18 protein-coding genes are annotated in these 17,216 nt (G+C 55.8%); 12 read left to right on the top strand and 6 right to left on the bottom strand.

The window, feature by feature from the left end; all coding sequences use genetic code 11:
- Positions 1 to 18: 18 nt before the first annotated feature.
- From secDF to Q4G72_RS05285, 7 genes are all read left to right on the top strand, one after another.
- The gene (gene secDF, locus Q4G72_RS05315; RefSeq protein ID WP_303310366.1) at positions 19 to 3,012 is read left to right on the top strand and encodes a protein translocase subunit SecDF; all 2,994 of its coding nucleotides are present in this window, start codon (positions 19 to 21) and stop codon (positions 3,010 to 3,012) included.
- Between the two features lie 164 nt (positions 3,013 to 3,176).
- Entirely contained in the window at positions 3,177 to 3,776 is a 600-nt protein-coding gene (locus Q4G72_RS05310) for an RNA polymerase sigma factor (RefSeq protein WP_303310365.1), read from the top strand.
- Entirely contained in the window at positions 3,751 to 5,193 is a 1,443-nt protein-coding gene (locus tag Q4G72_RS05305) for a porin family protein (RefSeq protein WP_303310364.1), read from the top strand. Before Q4G72_RS05310 ends, Q4G72_RS05305 begins: the two co-directional genes overlap by 26 nt.
- Before the next feature lie 30 nt (positions 5,194 to 5,223).
- Positions 5,224 to 5,586, top strand: coding sequence for a c-type cytochrome (locus Q4G72_RS05300; protein WP_303310363.1), 363 nt, complete (start codon positions 5,224 to 5,226; stop codon positions 5,584 to 5,586).
- 23 nt (positions 5,587 to 5,609) lie between these two features.
- A complete protein-coding gene (locus Q4G72_RS05295) occupies positions 5,610 to 6,170 on the top strand; it encodes a YceI family protein (protein ID WP_303310362.1) in 561 nt (186 codons plus the stop codon).
- Positions 6,171 to 6,182: 12 nt separating this feature from the next.
- On the top strand, positions 6,183 to 7,100 hold the full coding sequence (locus Q4G72_RS05290; protein ID WP_303310361.1) for a DUF5777 family beta-barrel protein: 918 nt from the start codon (positions 6,183 to 6,185) through the stop codon (positions 7,098 to 7,100).
- Positions 7,101 to 7,147: 47 nt separating this feature from the next.
- Positions 7,148 to 7,588: a CHRD domain-containing protein gene (locus Q4G72_RS05285; protein ID WP_303310360.1), complete on the top strand. Its 441-nt coding sequence runs from the start codon at positions 7,148 to 7,150 to the stop codon at positions 7,586 to 7,588.
- A gap of 65 nt (positions 7,589 to 7,653) precedes the next feature.
- On the opposite strand, the gene Q4G72_RS05280 is transcribed toward Q4G72_RS05285, so the two are convergent.
- From Q4G72_RS05280 to Q4G72_RS05270, 3 genes are all read right to left on the bottom strand, one after another.
- Entirely contained in the window at positions 7,654 to 8,274 is a 621-nt protein-coding gene (locus Q4G72_RS05280; RefSeq protein WP_303310359.1) for a NifU family protein, read from the bottom strand.
- A gap of 95 nt (positions 8,275 to 8,369) precedes the next feature.
- Positions 8,370 to 9,449, bottom strand: a complete 1,080-nt coding sequence (aroC, locus tag Q4G72_RS05275; protein ID WP_303310358.1) for a chorismate synthase — start codon at positions 9,447 to 9,449, stop codon at positions 8,370 to 8,372.
- A gap of 86 nt (positions 9,450 to 9,535) precedes the next feature.
- Entirely contained in the window at positions 9,536 to 11,077 is a 1,542-nt protein-coding gene (locus tag Q4G72_RS05270; protein WP_303310357.1) for a BatD family protein, read from the bottom strand.
- A gap of 282 nt (positions 11,078 to 11,359) precedes the next feature.
- On the opposite strand from Q4G72_RS05270, the gene Q4G72_RS05265 reads away from it, so the two are divergent.
- The 5 genes from Q4G72_RS05265 (at position 11,360) to Q4G72_RS05245 (ending at position 15,179) form a co-directional block, all read left to right on the top strand.
- The gene (locus Q4G72_RS05265; protein WP_303310356.1) at positions 11,360 to 12,088 is read left to right on the top strand and encodes a ferritin-like domain-containing protein; all 729 of its coding nucleotides are present in this window, start codon (positions 11,360 to 11,362) and stop codon (positions 12,086 to 12,088) included.
- Positions 12,089 to 12,111: 23 nt separating this feature from the next.
- Positions 12,112 to 12,927 carry a ferritin-like domain-containing protein gene (locus Q4G72_RS05260; protein WP_303310355.1) on the top strand — a complete coding sequence of 272 codons (816 nt, stop codon included), beginning with the start codon at positions 12,112 to 12,114 and terminating at the stop codon, positions 12,925 to 12,927.
- A gap of 186 nt (positions 12,928 to 13,113) precedes the next feature.
- Positions 13,114 to 13,818: a ferritin-like domain-containing protein gene (locus tag Q4G72_RS05255; RefSeq protein WP_303310354.1), complete on the top strand. Its 705-nt coding sequence runs from the start codon at positions 13,114 to 13,116 to the stop codon at positions 13,816 to 13,818.
- Between the two features lie 27 nt (positions 13,819 to 13,845).
- A complete protein-coding gene (locus Q4G72_RS05250; protein ID WP_303310353.1) occupies positions 13,846 to 14,769 on the top strand; it encodes a ferritin-like domain-containing protein in 924 nt (307 codons plus the stop codon).
- Between the two features lie 212 nt (positions 14,770 to 14,981).
- Positions 14,982 to 15,179 carry a hypothetical protein gene (locus Q4G72_RS05245; protein ID WP_303310352.1) on the top strand — a complete coding sequence of 66 codons (198 nt, stop codon included), beginning with the start codon at positions 14,982 to 14,984 and terminating at the stop codon, positions 15,177 to 15,179.
- 4 nt (positions 15,180 to 15,183) lie between these two features.
- Here Q4G72_RS05245 and queG read toward each other — a convergent pair whose 3' ends face one another.
- The 3 genes from queG to Q4G72_RS05230 form a co-directional block, all read right to left on the bottom strand.
- On the bottom strand, positions 15,184 to 16,143 hold the full coding sequence (queG, locus tag Q4G72_RS05240; protein WP_303310351.1) for a tRNA epoxyqueuosine(34) reductase QueG: 960 nt from the start codon (positions 16,141 to 16,143) through the stop codon (positions 15,184 to 15,186).
- 81 nt (positions 16,144 to 16,224) lie between these two features.
- Complete coding sequence (locus tag Q4G72_RS05235) at positions 16,225 to 16,752, bottom strand: GNAT family N-acetyltransferase (RefSeq protein ID WP_303310350.1); 528 nt, start codon at positions 16,750 to 16,752, stop codon at positions 16,225 to 16,227.
- A 7-nt stretch (positions 16,753 to 16,759) separates the two neighbouring features.
- A complete protein-coding gene (locus tag Q4G72_RS05230; RefSeq protein ID WP_303310349.1) occupies positions 16,760 to 17,185 on the bottom strand; it encodes a DoxX family protein in 426 nt (141 codons plus the stop codon).
- Between the last annotated feature and the right edge of the window lie 31 nt (positions 17,186 to 17,216).

The raw sequence follows: 17,216 nt of genomic DNA, 5'->3' as shown, positions 1-17,216 counted from the left end.
TATTTTTCTTCTTGGTTAATGCGTAATAAAGGACTCATTATCACGCTCACGGTTATTGTATCCGTGCTGTGTGCCTATTTTTTGATGCTCACGTATGTCTCGCGCAACGTGCAGCAGAAAGCAGTGAACTATGCTACCCGTAACGGCAACGTAGATCAGCAGCTGCGTCAGCACTACCTGGACTCGGTTTGGCGGGCACCCGTATTCGGCCCCCTCACCTACCGGGATGTTCGGGAAAAGGAACTGGGCCTGGGTCTTGACCTGAAAGGCGGTATGCACGTCACGCTGGAAGTATCGCCGGTGGAGATTGTGCGTGCTATGTCCAACAACTCCAAAGACCCTAAGTTCAACCAAGCTATTCAGCGCGCTCAGCAGCTGCAGAAGGGTAATCCTACTACGCCCTTCACGGCCCTGTTTGCTCAAAGCTTCCGGGAGGTAGCCCCCGGCGACCGGTTGGCCCGCATTTTCGCTAACACCATCAACAAGAGCCGCGGCATTGATTTCAACTCCTCTGATGAAAAGGTAATTGCTGCCATCGACAAGGAAGAGGAAGAAGCCATTGACCGCTCCTTCAATATCCTGCGTACCCGCGTCGATAAGTTCGGCGTAAACCAGCCCAGCATTCAGCGGGTGAAAGGTACCGGCCGCATTCAGATTGAATTGCCCGGCGTAGATAACCCCGAGCGGATCCGCAAGCTCCTCCAGGGTCAGGCCAAGCTGGAGTTCTGGGAAGTATGGCGTACTGATGAGTTTGCTCCTTACTTCAACCAGCTGAACGAAGTACTGACCGCGCAGGAAGCTGCCGGCAAAACCTCCGCTACTACCTCTACCGCTGCTACCGTAACAGACAGCACCTCGGCTAAAGCCGCCGCTGGCGACTCTACCTCCCTGGCTAGCCAGCTGGCCAAGAAGAAGGACACGAAAGCTACTACTGACACCGCTGCCGCGCAGCAGAGCAGCCAGTTGGCCCGCCTGTTTACCATGCCCGGCGCCCTGGGCTCAAACGTGCGTGACACTGCCCGCGTGAATGCCCTGATGCGCAGCCCTGAAGTACGGGCTGTATTGCCCGCTAACCTCACCTTCCTGTGGGATGTGAAGCCCAGCGTTATCGACGGTCAGGAATACCTGCAGCTGTATGCTATCCGCAAAACCCGCGAGGCTACGGCCCCGCTGGGTGGCGACGTGGTATCGGATGCCCGCCAGGACTACGACCAAGGCGGCCGCCCCGAGGTGTCGATGCAGATGAACCCCTCGGGCGCCAAGAAGTGGCAGCGTCTTACGGCCAGCAACATTGGTCGTCAGGTAGCCATTGTGCTCGATGACAACGTGTATTCGGCACCGGTGGTGCAGTCGGAAATTGCCGGTGGCAACTCCAGCATTTCGGGCAACTTTACTATTGAAGAAGCGCAGGATTTGGCCAACGTACTGAAGGCCGGTAAACTGCCCGCTCCTACCCGCATTGTGGAAGAAGCCGTAGTAGGCCCGTCTTTGGGTCAGGAGGCTATCAACCAGGGTCTGTTCTCGTCGCTGGCTGGTCTGGCTATCATCATGATTTTCATGGCCGCTTACTATGGTCGTGCAGGTCTGGTAGCTGATGCGGCTTTGCTGTTCAACGGCTTCCTGATTATGGGGGTGCTGGCGCAGTTTGGTACTGCCCTTACCCTGCCCGGTATTGCCGGTCTGGTGCTCACCTTCGGTATGTCGGTTGATGCCAACGTACTGATCTTCGAGCGGATTCGGGAAGAATTGAACCACGGTCTGCATCTGAAGGATGCCATTAACAAAGGCTACGCCCGCGCTTTCTCGGCCATCTTCGACTCCAACGTGACGACGATGCTGATTGCGGTGATTCTGGGCTTCTTCGGTACGGGTCCGGTACAGAGCTTCGCGGTAACGCTGGGTATTGGCGTACTTACTTCGTTCCTGTCGGCGGTATTCGTGTCACGTCTGATCATTGAATATCTGACCAAAGGCAAAGACACCAGCAAGATTCAGTTCACCACGGCGCTGTCGCGCAACCTGTTCCAGAACCTGAAGTTTGACATTGTGGGCAAGCGCAAGTATGCTTACCTCTTCTCTACGGTATTCATTGTTATCGGCTTTGTGCTGATGTACTTCCAGGGTGGTCCTAACCTGGGCGTTGACTTCCGTGGTGGCCGTTCGTACATCGTTGACTTCAACAAAGCTGAGGTTGCTTCGGATGTGCGGATTGCCTTGGAGAAAGACTTCCAGGGTGCCGGCACCGAGGTAAAAACCTTTGGCTCGCCCAACCGTCTGCGCATCACCACCGGCTACCTGGCCGATGACGAAAGCGTAGCAGCGGACAAGAAAGTAGAGCAGGCACTGCTGAACGGCCTGAAGAAATACGGCGCCGACCAGCCCCAGATCAAGAGCACTTCGAAAGTGGGCGCTACCATTGCCGACGACATCAAGAAGACCTCAATTCTGAGCCTGGGCCTCACGCTGCTCGGTATCTTCGTGTACGTGCTGTTCCGCTTTGAAAAGTGGCAGTACTCCATGGCGGCCGTAGTGGCCCTGTTCCACGATGCCCTGCTGGTAATTGCGGCCTTCCCCATTGCCCGTCTGTTTGGTCTGAACTATGAGATGGACCAGATTTTCGTGGCGGCGGTGCTGACGGTTATCGGCTTCTCCATGAACGACACGGTGGTTATCTACGACCGTATCCGGGAGTACCTGCACGAGAACAAGCACCTCACGTTTGCCCAGGTGGTAAACCCGGCGCTGAACAGCACCTTCTCCCGTACCATGATTACCTTCACTACGGTATTCCTGGTGGTATTGGTACTGTACATCTTCGGCGGTGAAACGCTGCGCTCCTTCTCCTTCGCCATGATTGTGGGGGTAATTTTCGGCACGTACTCGTCGCTGTTCATTGCCACACCTATTATCCTGGACACGTATGGTCGTAAGGAAGCCCGTCAGCGGGGTGTGGAACACACCACGGAAATTGCCGGTGTAGATGCTCCTAAGCTCTCAACGACGGTTCAATAGTCTGTTGATACTCTAATTTGGGAAAAGCCCGGCCCTATGGCCGGGCTTTTTTGCTTTCCGGATATCAGCTCCTCCGCAGGCATTACCCTGATTTTCTGGTAACTTATCTGATGAAGGCAACCATCTGAAGGCTTTCTGCGAGCTTACTAAAAAAGCCCCTCCCCGTGACTGCGCAACCCCATCCGGACCCTGAGCAACTGCCTGCCCTGCTGGCAGGCTGCCAGCGTATGGAGCGCCGCAGTCAGCAGCAGCTCTACACCCGGTACTACAGCTATGCGCTCAGCATTTGTCTGCGCTATGCCCGCCACCGGGAAGAAGCCCTGGAAGTGGTAAACGATGGATTTATGAAGCTTTTCCGGGACATCAGGCGCTTTGACCCTACCCGTTACGAACTGCAAAGCTCGTTTCAGGGCTGGCTGAAAAGCATTATGATTCATACGGCTATTGATTATTACCGGGCCCATGTGAAGCATCAGCAGCAGTTGGCGCTGGAGGAAGCAGCTTTTACTTACCCGGATGCTGCCCCCACGCCACTGGATGCCCTGGCCTATGAAGACCTCACAGCGTTGATTCAACGCCTTTCTCCGGCTTACCGCACAGTATTTAACCTGTATGTACTGGATGGGTTTACGCACGAGGAAATTGCCCGGCAGCTGGGCATTTCAGTAGGCGCTTCCAAGTCAAACCTTTCCAAAGCCCGGGGCCATTTACGCGAGTTTTTGCAACGCACCAATCAATATGCCCACGCCGAATCTATCGGATGAAGAGCTGGATGCTCTGTTTCGGCGAAATGCCGGATCCTACCCTTCCGTGGATGCCACCGAGGGCTGGCACCGCATGGAGCTGCAGCTCAATAGCCTGGAGCGCTATCAACTGGCCATGCGCCGCGTGCTACGCTGGTTTGTGGTGGAGCTGGGGCTGGTGGCGCTGCTGCTCATAGGGTGGTTTACTTATTTGCCGAGCCTGCAGGAACTAGCCCCGGGCGAAACCGCCGCGCGCAGGGTACGCCAACCGGCCGTTGCCGCCGCAGAAGGGTTTAGCCTTTCGCAAGCTGTGCCCCGCACTTTACCGCGCCTTGCGCATCCTAAAGAGCCTTCTGACGTCCAAGCTCCGACCTACTTTTTGCGGAGAAAAGCAGCGGAAGCGCCAGCAACGGCAGTGGTGGTACCCTTGGAAAAACCAGCGCCACAGACGGCTATTACTCCTCGTGGAAAGCGCTTCTTGGTGCTGGTTCCTACGGCTAGAAAACGAGCTAAACCGACCAAGTACCCCACAGAAACTCCTGAGGCATCTTCCTCCCTGGCGGCTAACAGGACTGTTCTTTCCGCTATACAGTTTAGCCCTTCGCCAGCTAGCTCGGCTATTGCGGACAAGCCGGCGCCTGAGTTGGCTAGTGGCGCTGTCACGCTGTTGCCTCCTGCTAAACAGGACCAGACTTCCCCTTCTGCTTTAACAGCAGCAGTGGATACTTCTTCCGTTCCCTCCTCTCCTGATTCTACGGCAGTAGCTTACGCACCTGGGGTAGCGGCTGCAGAGCCTGTGGATACTTCCAGTAGCCCGAAAAAGAAGCGCCAAATTCCTGCCTACCGCTTGGGCGTGGCCCTGCAATATGCGCCGGAAGTAAGTGCCGTACGCATGTCTGATGTAGAGAGAGCCGGCCGCGACGTGGGCGTGCAGCTCGAATACTTTTTCACGCCCCGGCTGAGTTTGAACACGGGAATATTGCACGCGGTGAAGCGCTATGAGACCCGCGGCTCTGACTACCACGTGCAATATGGCAAAACGCCCCTGGACCGGGTATATGCTGTGTGCGGCATGCTGGATATTCCGCTGAACCTACGCTATGCGCTGCTTTACCGGCCTACTTACCAGGTATTTGCCAGCGCAGGCCTATCGTCGCTGCTCATGCGCGACGAGCAGTACGAGCTTTGGTATACCTATTACAACCAGCCGGTGCGCCGCACAAAGCAGGTAGTAAATGGTAGCAACCACCCGCTGAGCGTGTTGAATTTCTCAGCCGGGTATGAGCGGCAGTTGCAGGCCCGGTGGGGCGTGCGTGCCGAGCCTTTTGTGAAAGTTCCGCTGGGTGGCGTGGGCTATGGCAAGGTGAAGCTGAGCAGCGCCGGGGTGTTTTTCTCGGTACAATACCGGCTATTACCTTCTGTACTGGCGTCCAAATAAGGTATACGTCACACTGAAAACCTGTTTTCTATGTTACGCCGACTGCTCATGCTAGCCGGGCCACTGTGCCTGGCTACAGGGTGCGCCTACGATAATGCCGAAGAGCTGTTTCCGGCCCCGGTCTGCAATACCTCCGCCGTTACCTACCAGGGTACCATTGCCCCTATTCTGCAGGCCAACTGCCTTTCCTGCCACAGCAGCGCTATAGCCGAAAGCGGCATTGTCTTGGAGGATGTGCATGAGGTCCAGCACCTGGCTGAGCATGGCACCCTGTTGGGCGTAGTCACACACTCGCCGGGCTTTCCGGCCATGCCCAAGGATGCCCCGCAGCTCAGCGCCTGCGATATAGCTGCCATTCGGGCCTGGGTAGAAGCCGGCGCTCCGGATAACTGAGTTCTCACCCCGATTTCTTACTGATGATGAAACTGCTCCGGTTGATTTTCCTAGCGCTCCTGCTGCATACAGCGGCCTTCGGGCAGAGCCGGTACATGACGCATAGTGGGCGCATCAGCTTTTACTCCGCTGCGCCGCTGGAAGATATTGAGGCAAAAAGCGAAAAGGCCGGCGGCATCATTGACCTGGGCACCGGTCAGCTGGCTTTTAATGTGCCCATGAAATCCTTCGTATTCCCCAATGGGCTGATGCAGGAGCATTTTAACGAAAACTACGTGGAATCGGACCGGTACCCGAAATCCACATTTGTAGGAAAGGTCTTAGGGCTGAACACCAACGCTTTGCAGGCAGGCGGTCCACAACCGGTACAAGCCGAGGGCGACTTGACCATTCACGGCGTAACGCACCGGGTGCGGGTGCCCGGCACCCTGGAGCTGCGCAGCAACGGTCTGCAGCTTAATGCTAAGTTCAACGTGGCTCCGGCCGATTACAATATTGTGATTCCCCGGCTGGTGCGCGACCATATTGCCAAGTCAGTGGGCGTGACCGTGAATATGCTGTGCCCGCCTGTTCCCCAACCCTAAGCTTAGCTGCATATGCGTTGCCGGCGTCTGTTTCTCTTTCTTCTGCTGCTCACTGCCGGAATACTCCCGCGGCTTAGTCCGGCACAGGATACACCTGGCCAGGACCTGCTTCAGCAGCTAAACCAGCAGGTGCCGGCTGATAGCGCCGCGCCGGTATCGGCTACCTTCAAAGGTACGCGGGTTATTAATGGCCAATCCGTAGAAACGCCCAAGGCGCAGGTGTTGCTGTTTTTGATTTCGCACCGCTTTGGGCCGCTGAATAGCGGGGCTTATAACTTTTTTGGGCTGGATGCTGCCACTATTCGCTTAGGGCTGGAATATGGTCTTACGGACCGGCTGGCTGTAGGCATTGGGCGCAGCTCGCTGGAAAAAACCTTTGATGCCTTTGCGAAATACCGCCTGTTGCAACAGCAAATCGGTGCTGGAGCCGTGCCAGTGTCGGTAACGCTGCTGGGAACCACCGCGCTTACCAGCCTGCGTTACAGTGGCCCCGAGCGACCTTTTCGTACACGCGTTGCCTATACGGCTCAGGCATTGGTGGCCCGCAAGGTATCAGAGCGGCTTTCTTTGCAAGTCATGCCCACCTTCATTCACCGTAACCTGGTAAACACCCCCCATGACCAGAATGATGTGTGGGCGCTGGGCGTGGCTGGTCGCCAGAAACTGACGCAGCGCGTGGCACTTACCGCCGAGTATTACTATGTACTACCCGGTGCCACCGCCGACGATTTCCGCAATTCCGTGGGCTTGGGCTTCGATATAGAAACCGGCGGCCACGTATTTCAGCTGCACGTGACCAATGCGCAAGCCATGATTGAGCCGCTGTTTATTCCACGCACCTCCGGCGACTTCTTCGATGGGGATATCTACTTTGGCTTTAATATTTCCCGGGCTTTTTCATTTGCCGGGGAGAAAACCCGCAAATGGTAGTGTATGCGGCCCAGCATCTTGCTAAAACTATACCTGCCATTAGCCTTATGAGAACTTCCTTGTATGCTTTCGGCTTATTGCTTGCGCTGGCAGCTGCCCCCGCGTGCGACGATGATGAGGACGATACGCTGGCTAACAATACCGTGCAGCTGCAGGCCACGCTCAATGGGGCACAGGAGGTACCTGCCACTACCTCCACCGCTACTGGCAGCTTTACGGGCACTTATAATACCAATACCCGCCTGATTAGCTACACCGTAACCTACCAGGGCCTGACGCCTACAGCCGGCCACATTCACCAGGCAGCACCGGGAGTCAACGGCCCCATTATTGTCCCGTTTGCCAACGTCAGCACCTCCCCCATCACGGGCTCCGAAACCCTTTCAGAAGAAAATGGAGCGAAACTGCTAGCGGGCGAAACCTATACCAACCTGCACACAACTGCCTTACCGGGTGGTGAAATTCGTGGCAACATTACGGTGCAGTAATAGCACCCAGAAACAAGAAAAGCCCGGCTAGCTAGCCGGGCTTTTCTTGTTTCTGGTGTATGAGATTAGTGGGCAATAATGCCTTCCGCTACAACTTCAGTTACTTCGGGGACCATACGCTTCAACAGGTTTTCAATGCCTGATTTCAGCGTAACGGTGGCAGAGGGACAGCCGGAGCAGGAGCCCTGCAGGTTTACAGTTACCACGCCGTCTTTATAGCTGCGGAAGGTGATGTTGCCACCATCCTGCTCCACGGCGGGGCGCACGTAGTTTTCCAGCAGGTCGATGATTTTCTGGCTGGTTTGCTGATCCTGCTCCGACGAGTCGCCGGCGGCGGCAGTCTGGGCGGCTTTGTGCTCGGCAGTAGGATCTACGGTGAAGATGGGACCACCGGCTTCCACGTACGACTTCAGGAAGGTGCGCAGTTCCGGAATCAGCTGCGTCCACTGATGCTCGGAGGTTTTGGTGATGGTTACGAAGTTCTGCGCAATGAACACGCGGCCTACATAATCAAAGTTAAATAGCTCCTGAGCCAGCGGCGAGTTGGCGGCGGCCTCCACGTTCGGGTAGTCTACGCTTACACCTTCGCTTACCAGCGTGGCGTTGAGCACAAACTTCATGGACTCAGGGTTGGGCGAGGCTTCGGCGTAGATGGAAACCGGCGCGGTAGGGGAAGTAGTATTCATAAGAAATGAAGGGCTTAGGAATCAGCGGGAACTGGAGAATCCGGCAGTACAACAAGGAACCGGCGGCATATGTTACAAAGGTACGCAGCAAGAGCTTATACCCGGTTAGCGCGGGCGCGCAACAGCATATCGGCCAGCACCAGATTGGTCATGGCATCTACAATGGGAACGGCGCGCGGTAACACGCAGGGGTCGTGGCGCCCCCGGCCGGCCAGAGTAATTTCCTCGCCCTGGTCATTAATGGTGGCCTGGGGCTGCAGAATGGTGGCTACGGGCTTAAACGCTACCCGAAAATAAATTTCCTGCCCGTTGCTGATGCCGCCCTGAATGCCTCCGCTATGATTGGTGCGGGTGCGCACCGCGCCATTTTCATCGGTGTAAAACTGGTCGTTGTGCTCAGAGCCGAATAGCAGCGTGCCGGCAAAACCGGAGCCGTATTCAAAAGCCTTCACTGCATTGATGCTCAGCATGGCTTTGCCCAACTCGGCGTGCAGCTTATCAAACACCGGCTCGCCCAGGCCGGCGGGCACGCCGTGCACCACGCCCGTTACTATGCCACCCACCGTATCGTGCCGGTCACGGGTCTGGCGGATGAGCTCGGCCATGCGCTCGGCCGTTTCCGGGTGCGGGCAGCGTACGGGGTTCGTATCAATCAGCCCCCAATCCAACTGTTCATGACCTACGGGCACCTGCACGGCCCCTACCTGCGACACGTAGCTTTGGGCCAAAATACCGTGTTGGCGCAGAAAAGCGGCGGCAATAGCACCGGCGGCTACGCGGGCCGCTGTTTCGCGGGCCGAGCTGCGGCCTCCACCACGGTAGTCGCGGCGGCCATATTTCTGGTCGTAGGTATAGTCGGCGTGGGAGGGGCGGTAGGCATGCTCGATGTGGGAATAGTCATGGCTGGCCTGGTCCTGGTTGCGGATGAGCAGGCTGATGGGCGTGCCCGTGGTATAGCCACCGAATAACCCCGACAGCACTTCTACCTGGTCGGCCTCTTTGCGGGGCGTGGTTAGGTCGCTCTGCCCTGGACGGCGGCGGTCCAGAGCAGCCTGAATTTCTTCGGTGGTCACGGCCAGACCTGCCGGGCACCCATCCAGAATAACACCAATGCCGGGCCCATGCGACTCGCCGAATGTGGTAATGCGAAACAGGCGGCCGTAGGTATTGCTCATAAAAATTCAGGCTGAGCCTGTACTGTGGTCAAAATAAAAGTCACCATAACGCTGACTGGAGCGCTGGTGCTAAAACCTGGCGCAAGCTAGCTCCGGGGGCCGGCATTCCCACGCCACCAGCCCACTACCGTCAACAGAAACAGGGCAACCAGCAGCAGGTTGGCATAGCGGCGCACAAAGTCCGGCGTATGCAGGGGCCGCAGGGTATTATCGTAATTAAAAAGGCGCTGCTCATAATACGGGTCGGAAGTGCGGGCGCTGAGGGTGCGCAGCATCCGCGGGGCACCACTTACTACCACGTGTAGTTCGGGGCGCAAGGTAACGTAGCGCGCTGCCACCGGATCAAACGTCAGAATAGAAAACAGACTATCCAGCGGCACGGTGCCGGGCTGGCGGGCTATCAGGCGGTAGCGAAAAGTTTTGCGCCCACCTACGCGGCCACTGGCGCGGGTGGTTTCCTGCTGTACTTCCGGCCCGTAGATTTCCAAGCCGGGGTGAGGCGCTGGCACAGGTGCCTGCAGGGCGGTGAGGTTGCCTTCACCCTCAATCCGCAGGGTATAGGTGAAGGCCTGGCCCGTTAGGAAATTGGTGCGGTCAATGGACTCCAGCAGGCGGTAAGAGCCCACCACGGCTTCGTCGCGGCGCGGGTGCGACGGCAGAGGCTTTACGGCTATGGTGCGCGGGAGGGAGAAGTATGTTTTCAGGCCTTCCATCCGGTTATCGAGGCCGGGCTCAGGCTTTTTAGCCACTTTGTATTTCACCATTTGCAGCGCTACCGCGGGCAGCTGCAGGGTACGGGGCGTCAGCGGATAATACTCGGCGGCATACAGGCGGTAGCGCAAATAGGGCTTACCACCTACTACCGTGGCTTCAGGCAATACTTCCTGTTCATCAAACGGTTCCTCCCACACGGTGGGCTGCCGTAGCTGCCGCAGAATTCCGGGTAGTTGACTGGAAAAATTGTAGAAGTTCAGCAGGCCCTGGTCGGTGGGTGTCAAGTAGAAATACAGGCCCACATTCACACCTTCGCCCACATATACGCTGGTTTTATCGGGCGCTACGGCTAGAAAGGCATTATCACGCGGCTCAACAAAATCCTGGGGCTTAGGCTTGCCGAAAAGCTGATCCAGCAGGCCGATGCCAGGCGCCACCCCTCCGGCCGGGGGCGCAGTAGCCGCCTGCTGGGGTAATACTTTCAGCGAAGCTCCTGCCGAACGCGCGGTAAGCCCATTGATAGTGAGCGTAAAGGGCTTCAGCACAAACTCTCCTTCCTTAAAGGCAGCGTAGCGCTGAGTAATAGTCAGTTCCGTGGTGGTCTGGCCATTGGTAATGCGCGTGGTAGTGGTGCTGGATTTGCCGCTTTTTTTGAAGCCCTCGATATCCGGAAAAGCGGAGTACCGCTCCAGGGGGGCTCCGGTTAGCCGGAAAGCTATGGTGAAGTACTCATTGATAGGAAATGCCGTTGGCCCGAGCACAATGGCCACACTACCGGTTGGGGTAGCAGGAGCCGCCGGAGCGGGGGTAGCCGGAGTTGGGGTGGCCGCTGGAGGTACGACTATCTGCGCTGCTGCCGAAACGTGCAGCAACAAGCCCATACTCAACCAAAACCAACGAAAGCCGGATATCATAGCGCGCCAACAAAGCAGAAAGCCAAAACTACACAAAAGCCTGTTGAACGTTCTCGCTTACTATCAATCAGCATTTTACAGGAGAATCACAAGCAAATATTAGATTATCTCGCAGTTATTATGTGCATAATTCCGGCCTTGGCAATCCGCTTTTCTGCCAAGGGCGTAAGTGAGGTCAGATTCAGGATTTTTCCGGGTTCAGCACTGAAAAACAAGCTTTTAGCCTGTGCTGGCTTTGTATTGCCTGAAGTTTCCTATTCATCATCCAAATTTCTAGCTCTCATGTCAAAAGTACTCCATTCCGGTGAGGAGGAAGCAGGTTTTGCCGCTCCCCTGACCGCGCCAATCCAGCGCCGATCCTTCATGATGTATACCGGTGCTGCCGTTGGTATTACCGCGCTGGCACTGTCGGGCTGTGATGACGATGAAGATAATAATGTAACGCCAGGTGCTGGCACGGTAGATCTGGGCAGTGGGGATGTAGGCGTGCTGAACTACGCTTATGCGCTGGAGCAGCTGGAAGCCGCATTCTATGCGCAGGTTATTGCTACGCCCTACGCTGGCATCAGCGCAGACGAAACCAAGTACATGACGGCTATTGCCAAGCACGAAGCCATTCACCGCGACTTCTTCAAGAAGGCCATTGACACGGCGGCACCCGGCAAAGCCATTCAGGGCCTGACTCCCGATTTCAGCAAGATTGACTTCACCAGCCGTACCTCAGTGCTCACCTACGCCAAGACCTTCGAAGATCTGGGAGTAGCTGCTTATAACGGTGCCGGCAAGTTGATCAAAGACACCAACTACCTGCTGATTGCTGGTAAAATCGTGTCGGTGGAAGCCCGCCACGCCGCTTATATCCGCGACCTGATCAACAACGGCGACTTCGCTTCTGATGACATCGTGGACCCCACCACTGGTCTTGATAAAGCCATGGAGGTTGCTGATGTGCTGAAGGCCGCCCAGCCATTCGTGAAAGAAACCATCAGCGGCAGCAACGTAGGTAAATAACTCACTCCTGAAGAACGAATCCCATGAATCTGTTTCATATCCTATCTGAACTGGAGAAAGTAGAGCCTGAAACGATGGCGAAGCTGAACTCGCGCCGCGACATCTTCTCCACCCTGGCCTCTATGGGCAAGAAAGCCGCACTGGCTGCCGCTCCTATTGCTATTGGCTCGGCCTTCAACAAAGCGCTGGCCGGCACCAAAGACGTATTTGACGTTTTTAACTACGCCCTGCTGCTGGAGTATCTGGAAGAAGACTTCTATGCTCAGGCCCTGGCCAAAGCCGGCCTGATTCCTACCGGTGCGCCTACCTCGGCTATTCAGCTCATTAAAAAGCACGAAACGGCCCACGTAACCTTGCTGAAAGGTGCGCTGGGTGCCAAAGCAAATCCACGGCCTAAAGGCTTCGACTTTGGCCCTGCTTTCGATACTTACGCCAATTTCCTGGCCTATGCGCAGTCGTTGGAAGATACCGGCGTACGGGCTTACAAAGGCAAAGCCGGCGAGATTAAAGAAGCTGGCAACCCCAATAACTACCTGACCGTGGCACTGCAGATTCACTCTGTAGAAGCCCGCCATGCCTCACACATCCGGGCTATGCGCCGTGCTAATGGCGTGATGCAGGCCAACTGGATTACCAACGCGGAAGCCAATGGCGCGGTAGCTGCCGTTTACGGTGCTGGCAAACCGGCCACTACCTTCCCTTCAGAAGCTAACGTAATGCAGGCTGGCGTAGACCTTACCACACTGGGCTACACCAAAGAGCAAGTGAGTGAAGCCTTTGATGAAGGCTTGGATCAGGAAACCGTAGTAGGTATTGCTGGCCCCTTCATTATGTCGTAAGGCAGTTGCCTTCTGGCTGGTTAAAAGGCTGCTCTCCGGGGCAGCCTTTTTCTATGTGAGGCAGCCGGGTGCAACGTTAGCAGCCCCGGGCGGCTCCTGTGGTTGGGCGTCCCGGTTTATCGGGTTACCTTTGTTTTATCCGGCCCCGTGTGGTGGCTGGCATTTGCTGGCTGGTATTTAATGCCAATGTCTGATTCTGAAACTACTTCTTTGCTGACGCGCGCTATGCAGCGCCGTTCTTTCTTTCAGGTAGCCGGCGCGGCTGCCGCTACCTCGGCTTTATTGCTGGCCGGCTGTAAAGACGACAACGTAACGCCCTCTGAACCTACCCTGACGCTGGGCAACGACGAGAAAGGCGTGCTTTCTTACGCCTACGTGCTGGAACAGATGGAAGCGTCTTTCTACCAGAAAGTAGTAGCAACCCCGCCAGCGGATTTCAGCGCGGAGGAAAAAGCTATTTTTCAGCAGCTCTATGAGCATGAAGTGCTGCACCGGGAATACCTGGGGGAGGTACTTACCTCTGTTGGCATCACGCCGCCTACCAATCTGGAATTCGACTTCTCTTCCTTCACGCTGACCACCCGCGCCGGCGTGCTGGATGCCGCCCAACAGCTGGAAGACCTGGGGGTGGCCGCCTATAACGGCGCCGCCAAGCTCATCACCACGTCGCTTTACCTCACGGCCCTGGCTAAGATTTCCTCCGTAGAAGCGCGCCACGCCGCCCTGGTGCGTGACTTGCGGCAGCCCGGTTCTTTTGCGGCCGCTGATGTGGTAGCTGCTTCCGGCGAGCTGGCCGGTCTTGATGACAGCAAAACACCTTTGCAGGTGCTGGAAGTAGTTAATAAATATTCCGTCATCAAGATTGCGGGCGCAGATCTGCCCAAGGCTTAATTCTCGCGGCTTTTCTCTTCGAAAAACATGAATATTCTTCAACTTTTGGCCGAGCTGGCTGAGGCGAATCCCGCAATTTATGAGCAGGCCAGCCAGCGCCGGGCTATTCTGGGGCGCATAGGCGCTATGGGCGCCAAGGTGGCTGCTGCCAGCCTCCCTCTGGCAGCCGGCAGCCTGGTGCTGGCCTCGCCGGCCTTTGCCCGCAACACGCCCCTGGACGTGCTGCAACTGGCGCTGCTACTGGAACACATGGAAAACGACTTCTACCGCACGGCTTTAGGCCAGTTGGCTAAGCCCGATGGTACCAAAGTACCGGCCGGCTTTATTCCTGCAGAGGTACGCCCCGATTTTGTCACGATTCAGCAGCACGAGCAACAGCACGTAGATTTCCTTACTACTGCTATTACGAACTCAGGTGGCACCCTGGCCACAAAGCCTGGCTTCGATTATACCGGCAGCCACAATGGTACCCAGACGGCGCTGTTTCCGGATGTGTTTACCAGCTTCGACACATTTCTGGCGGTAGCTCAGTTTCTGGAAGATGCCGGGGTGCGGGCCTATAAAGGACAAATCACCACGCTGCAGGGCGACAATGGCATTCTGGAAGCCGGAATACGCATTCATTCCGTGGAAGCGCGCCATGCCTCACATATCCGCACGCTGCGCCGCCAGCGCCAGTCGGCTTCTGCCCCCGATGCTATTCGCAGTTGGGTAGGCCCCGGCGCCAGTGGTAGCCCACTGCCCGGTAAAACCGACCTGGCCTATGCCCAGGAAGACCAGCTAACCCAGCCGGTTTCACCGATACAGAATGTTACCTTCTCCGAGCTGACTGCGCTGGGCGCCGTATTTGGCACCGACAGTGCCCGTTTACAGCGCGCGGTGCAGGAAGCCTTTGATGAACCCGTCACAACGGAACAGGCCACCGCGGTAGTAGCTTTATTTACTTATTAGGCCCCTTTACCTATAGTAATGAAAAAGGAATGATTAGTATCATTCCTTTTTTTGTTTCTACTAGTTACATTTGTATCCATCAGATTTTTAGTTGTATATTTCTGAATACGCTTACACTATGATCCCCTGGTCGCAGACTTTTTTTAAAAGCTGCGTATAACTCGCCTGCTTACCTTATTTTCTCACTCCGCACTACTAAAAACGCAGATTCCATGCTGGAGTACGCCAAAACAATCCTCACTAAAGTTAGCTTCGATAAAATCCTTTTTGAGAAAGAGCTTCGCAAGGCCCTGCGTATGTTAGGGGCCGAGGAGCTGCACCAACTGAAGACTTGGTGCTACCAAAAATTTGCTCGTATCTATCAGAACATTCTGAACCGCGTGTTTGCGCAGTTTAACCCCGCAGTTTAGCTGGCTATCTGCCCGCGTCTGTCGCTTCGTTTCCTTGCCCCGTCACAAACCGAATATTGCGGGTAAGTCCCGCATAGCCCGTCCGTTTCACCGCCGACTGACGGAATAGCTCCGAGAATAGCTCGTGGGTTATTTCCTGCCAGTCGGTGGCCCGGAGGTCTTTCAGGCCGGGGTGCGCCTGGAACTGGGGTTCCTGATGGGGCTTGGCAAAGCGGTTCCAGGGGCAAACGTCCTGGCAGATATCGCAACCGAAAACCCAGTTACCGAACTTGCCTTCTACTTCCCGCGGAATCTGGTCCTTCAGCTCAATGGTGAAGTAGCTGATGCATTTGCTGCCATCAACCACGTACGGCTCCGTTATGGCCTGCGTAGGGCAGGCATCTACGCATTTGGTGCAGGTTCCGCAGTAGTCTTTGATGGGCCCGTCGTAGTCCAGTTCTACGTCTACAATGAGCTCGGCAATGAAGTAGAAGGAGCCGATACCGGGCGTAATGAGGTTGGAGTTTTTGCCAACCCAGCCCAGGCCACTCTTTTTGGCCCATACCTTATCCATTACCGGGGCCGAGTCGACGAATACGCGGCCGCCTACCTCTCCTATTTCCTGCTGCATATCCTGGAGCAGCGTCTTCAGTTTGTCTTTAATGACGAAGTGATAGTCGCGGCCGTAGGCGTATTTGCTGATTTTGAGGGTGTCTTCGGGCTGCTGGTCTTCCTCAGCAGGGTAGTAGTTCAGCAGCAGGGAAATCATGGATTTGGCGCCGTCTACGAGTAGGCGTGGGTCCAGGCGCTTGTCGAAGTGGTTGGCCATGTAGCCCATCTGGCCGTTCATCTGACGGTTTAGCCAGTTTTCCAGGCGCGGAGCTTCTTCTTCCAGAAACTCGGCCTTAGAGATACCGCAGTACATAAAGCCCAGCTCCGCCGCCCGGCGTTTGATGAAAGCAGTATAGTGGGCGGTAGGCAGCATGGCGTTGGAATGACGAACTACAAAAATACGTCATTCTGTTCCCATGCCCACGGCTCTTCTCCGTCTTCAAAGCCCGAGGGCTCAGGTAAGCAGTAATCGAAAGCCAAAAACCGGCAGGCTTCCTTGCATAAAATCTAACTCTTCGGCTCGCTTAAACCCTAAAGCCTCATACATCTGCCAGGCAACCTGCATGGCCTTGGTACTATGAATGATGACCTGAGCCCGGTGCAGCTCTTTTGCTTTTCGGATACATGCCCGGGTCAGCAACTTGCCAACGCCTTGGCCTCTGGTGGCCGGATCAACGGCTAATAAGCGAAACCCGGCCGCGTGTTTCTCCTGTGTGGCAATGCCTCCGGAACCATAGTACTGCATGTCACTAAAAAACACCACCACTCCTGCTATTCGGTCATCAGGGGAAACGGCTACCAGCAGCTCCGTACCGGGGTTGCGGGTGACCTCTCCAATGGCAGATAGCATGTGATAATATGCTGGTTGCTCCTCGGGCTTTGGAAAGCCTTCCAGTTGGGAGTATACCTGCACCAGCAATTTGCCTATTTGCTCAAACTCCTCGGGCCGTGCGTTTCTGATAGGATAAGCTTGCTGTGTCATGAATTCATTAAAGAGGCTGAGCTTCTGATATAGCTTGTGTCTGGCGTTTCTCTTCTGTAGCGGCCAGCACCAGCAACGCTATAATAAGCAGGAAGCTATACTCGCTGCCGCCCGTGCCGTGTTCCCCCACAAACCAGCCCAGGGAAGCATGGATAAGCACAATGCCGATGAGCAGCATTGCAATAAAGCCAGCCGATAATACTCGGACAAAGTAGCCCAGGGCCATAAGGACGCTTCCTACAATTTCAAATGCGGTAATGCCCCACACCGTCAGGTGGCCGTAGATTAGGCCTTTGGTATTCAGAAAGTCGCCGAATTGCTCGATGCTCCCATTCCACACGCGGACGGCGGCGTGCGCAAAAAATATAAACGCCGTGGCCAAGCGCAGCAGCAGCAACGTCTGGGCTAAAGTCAGAAACGGGAACGGCCGCATGGTATGTGGGTTGGTAGCGGCTGCGAATATA

Source organism: Hymenobacter sp. BT730, assembly GCF_030542105.1.
Lineage (GTDB): Bacteria > Bacteroidota > Bacteroidia > Cytophagales > Hymenobacteraceae > Hymenobacter.
This window is presented reverse-complemented; position numbering and strand designations above follow the sequence as displayed.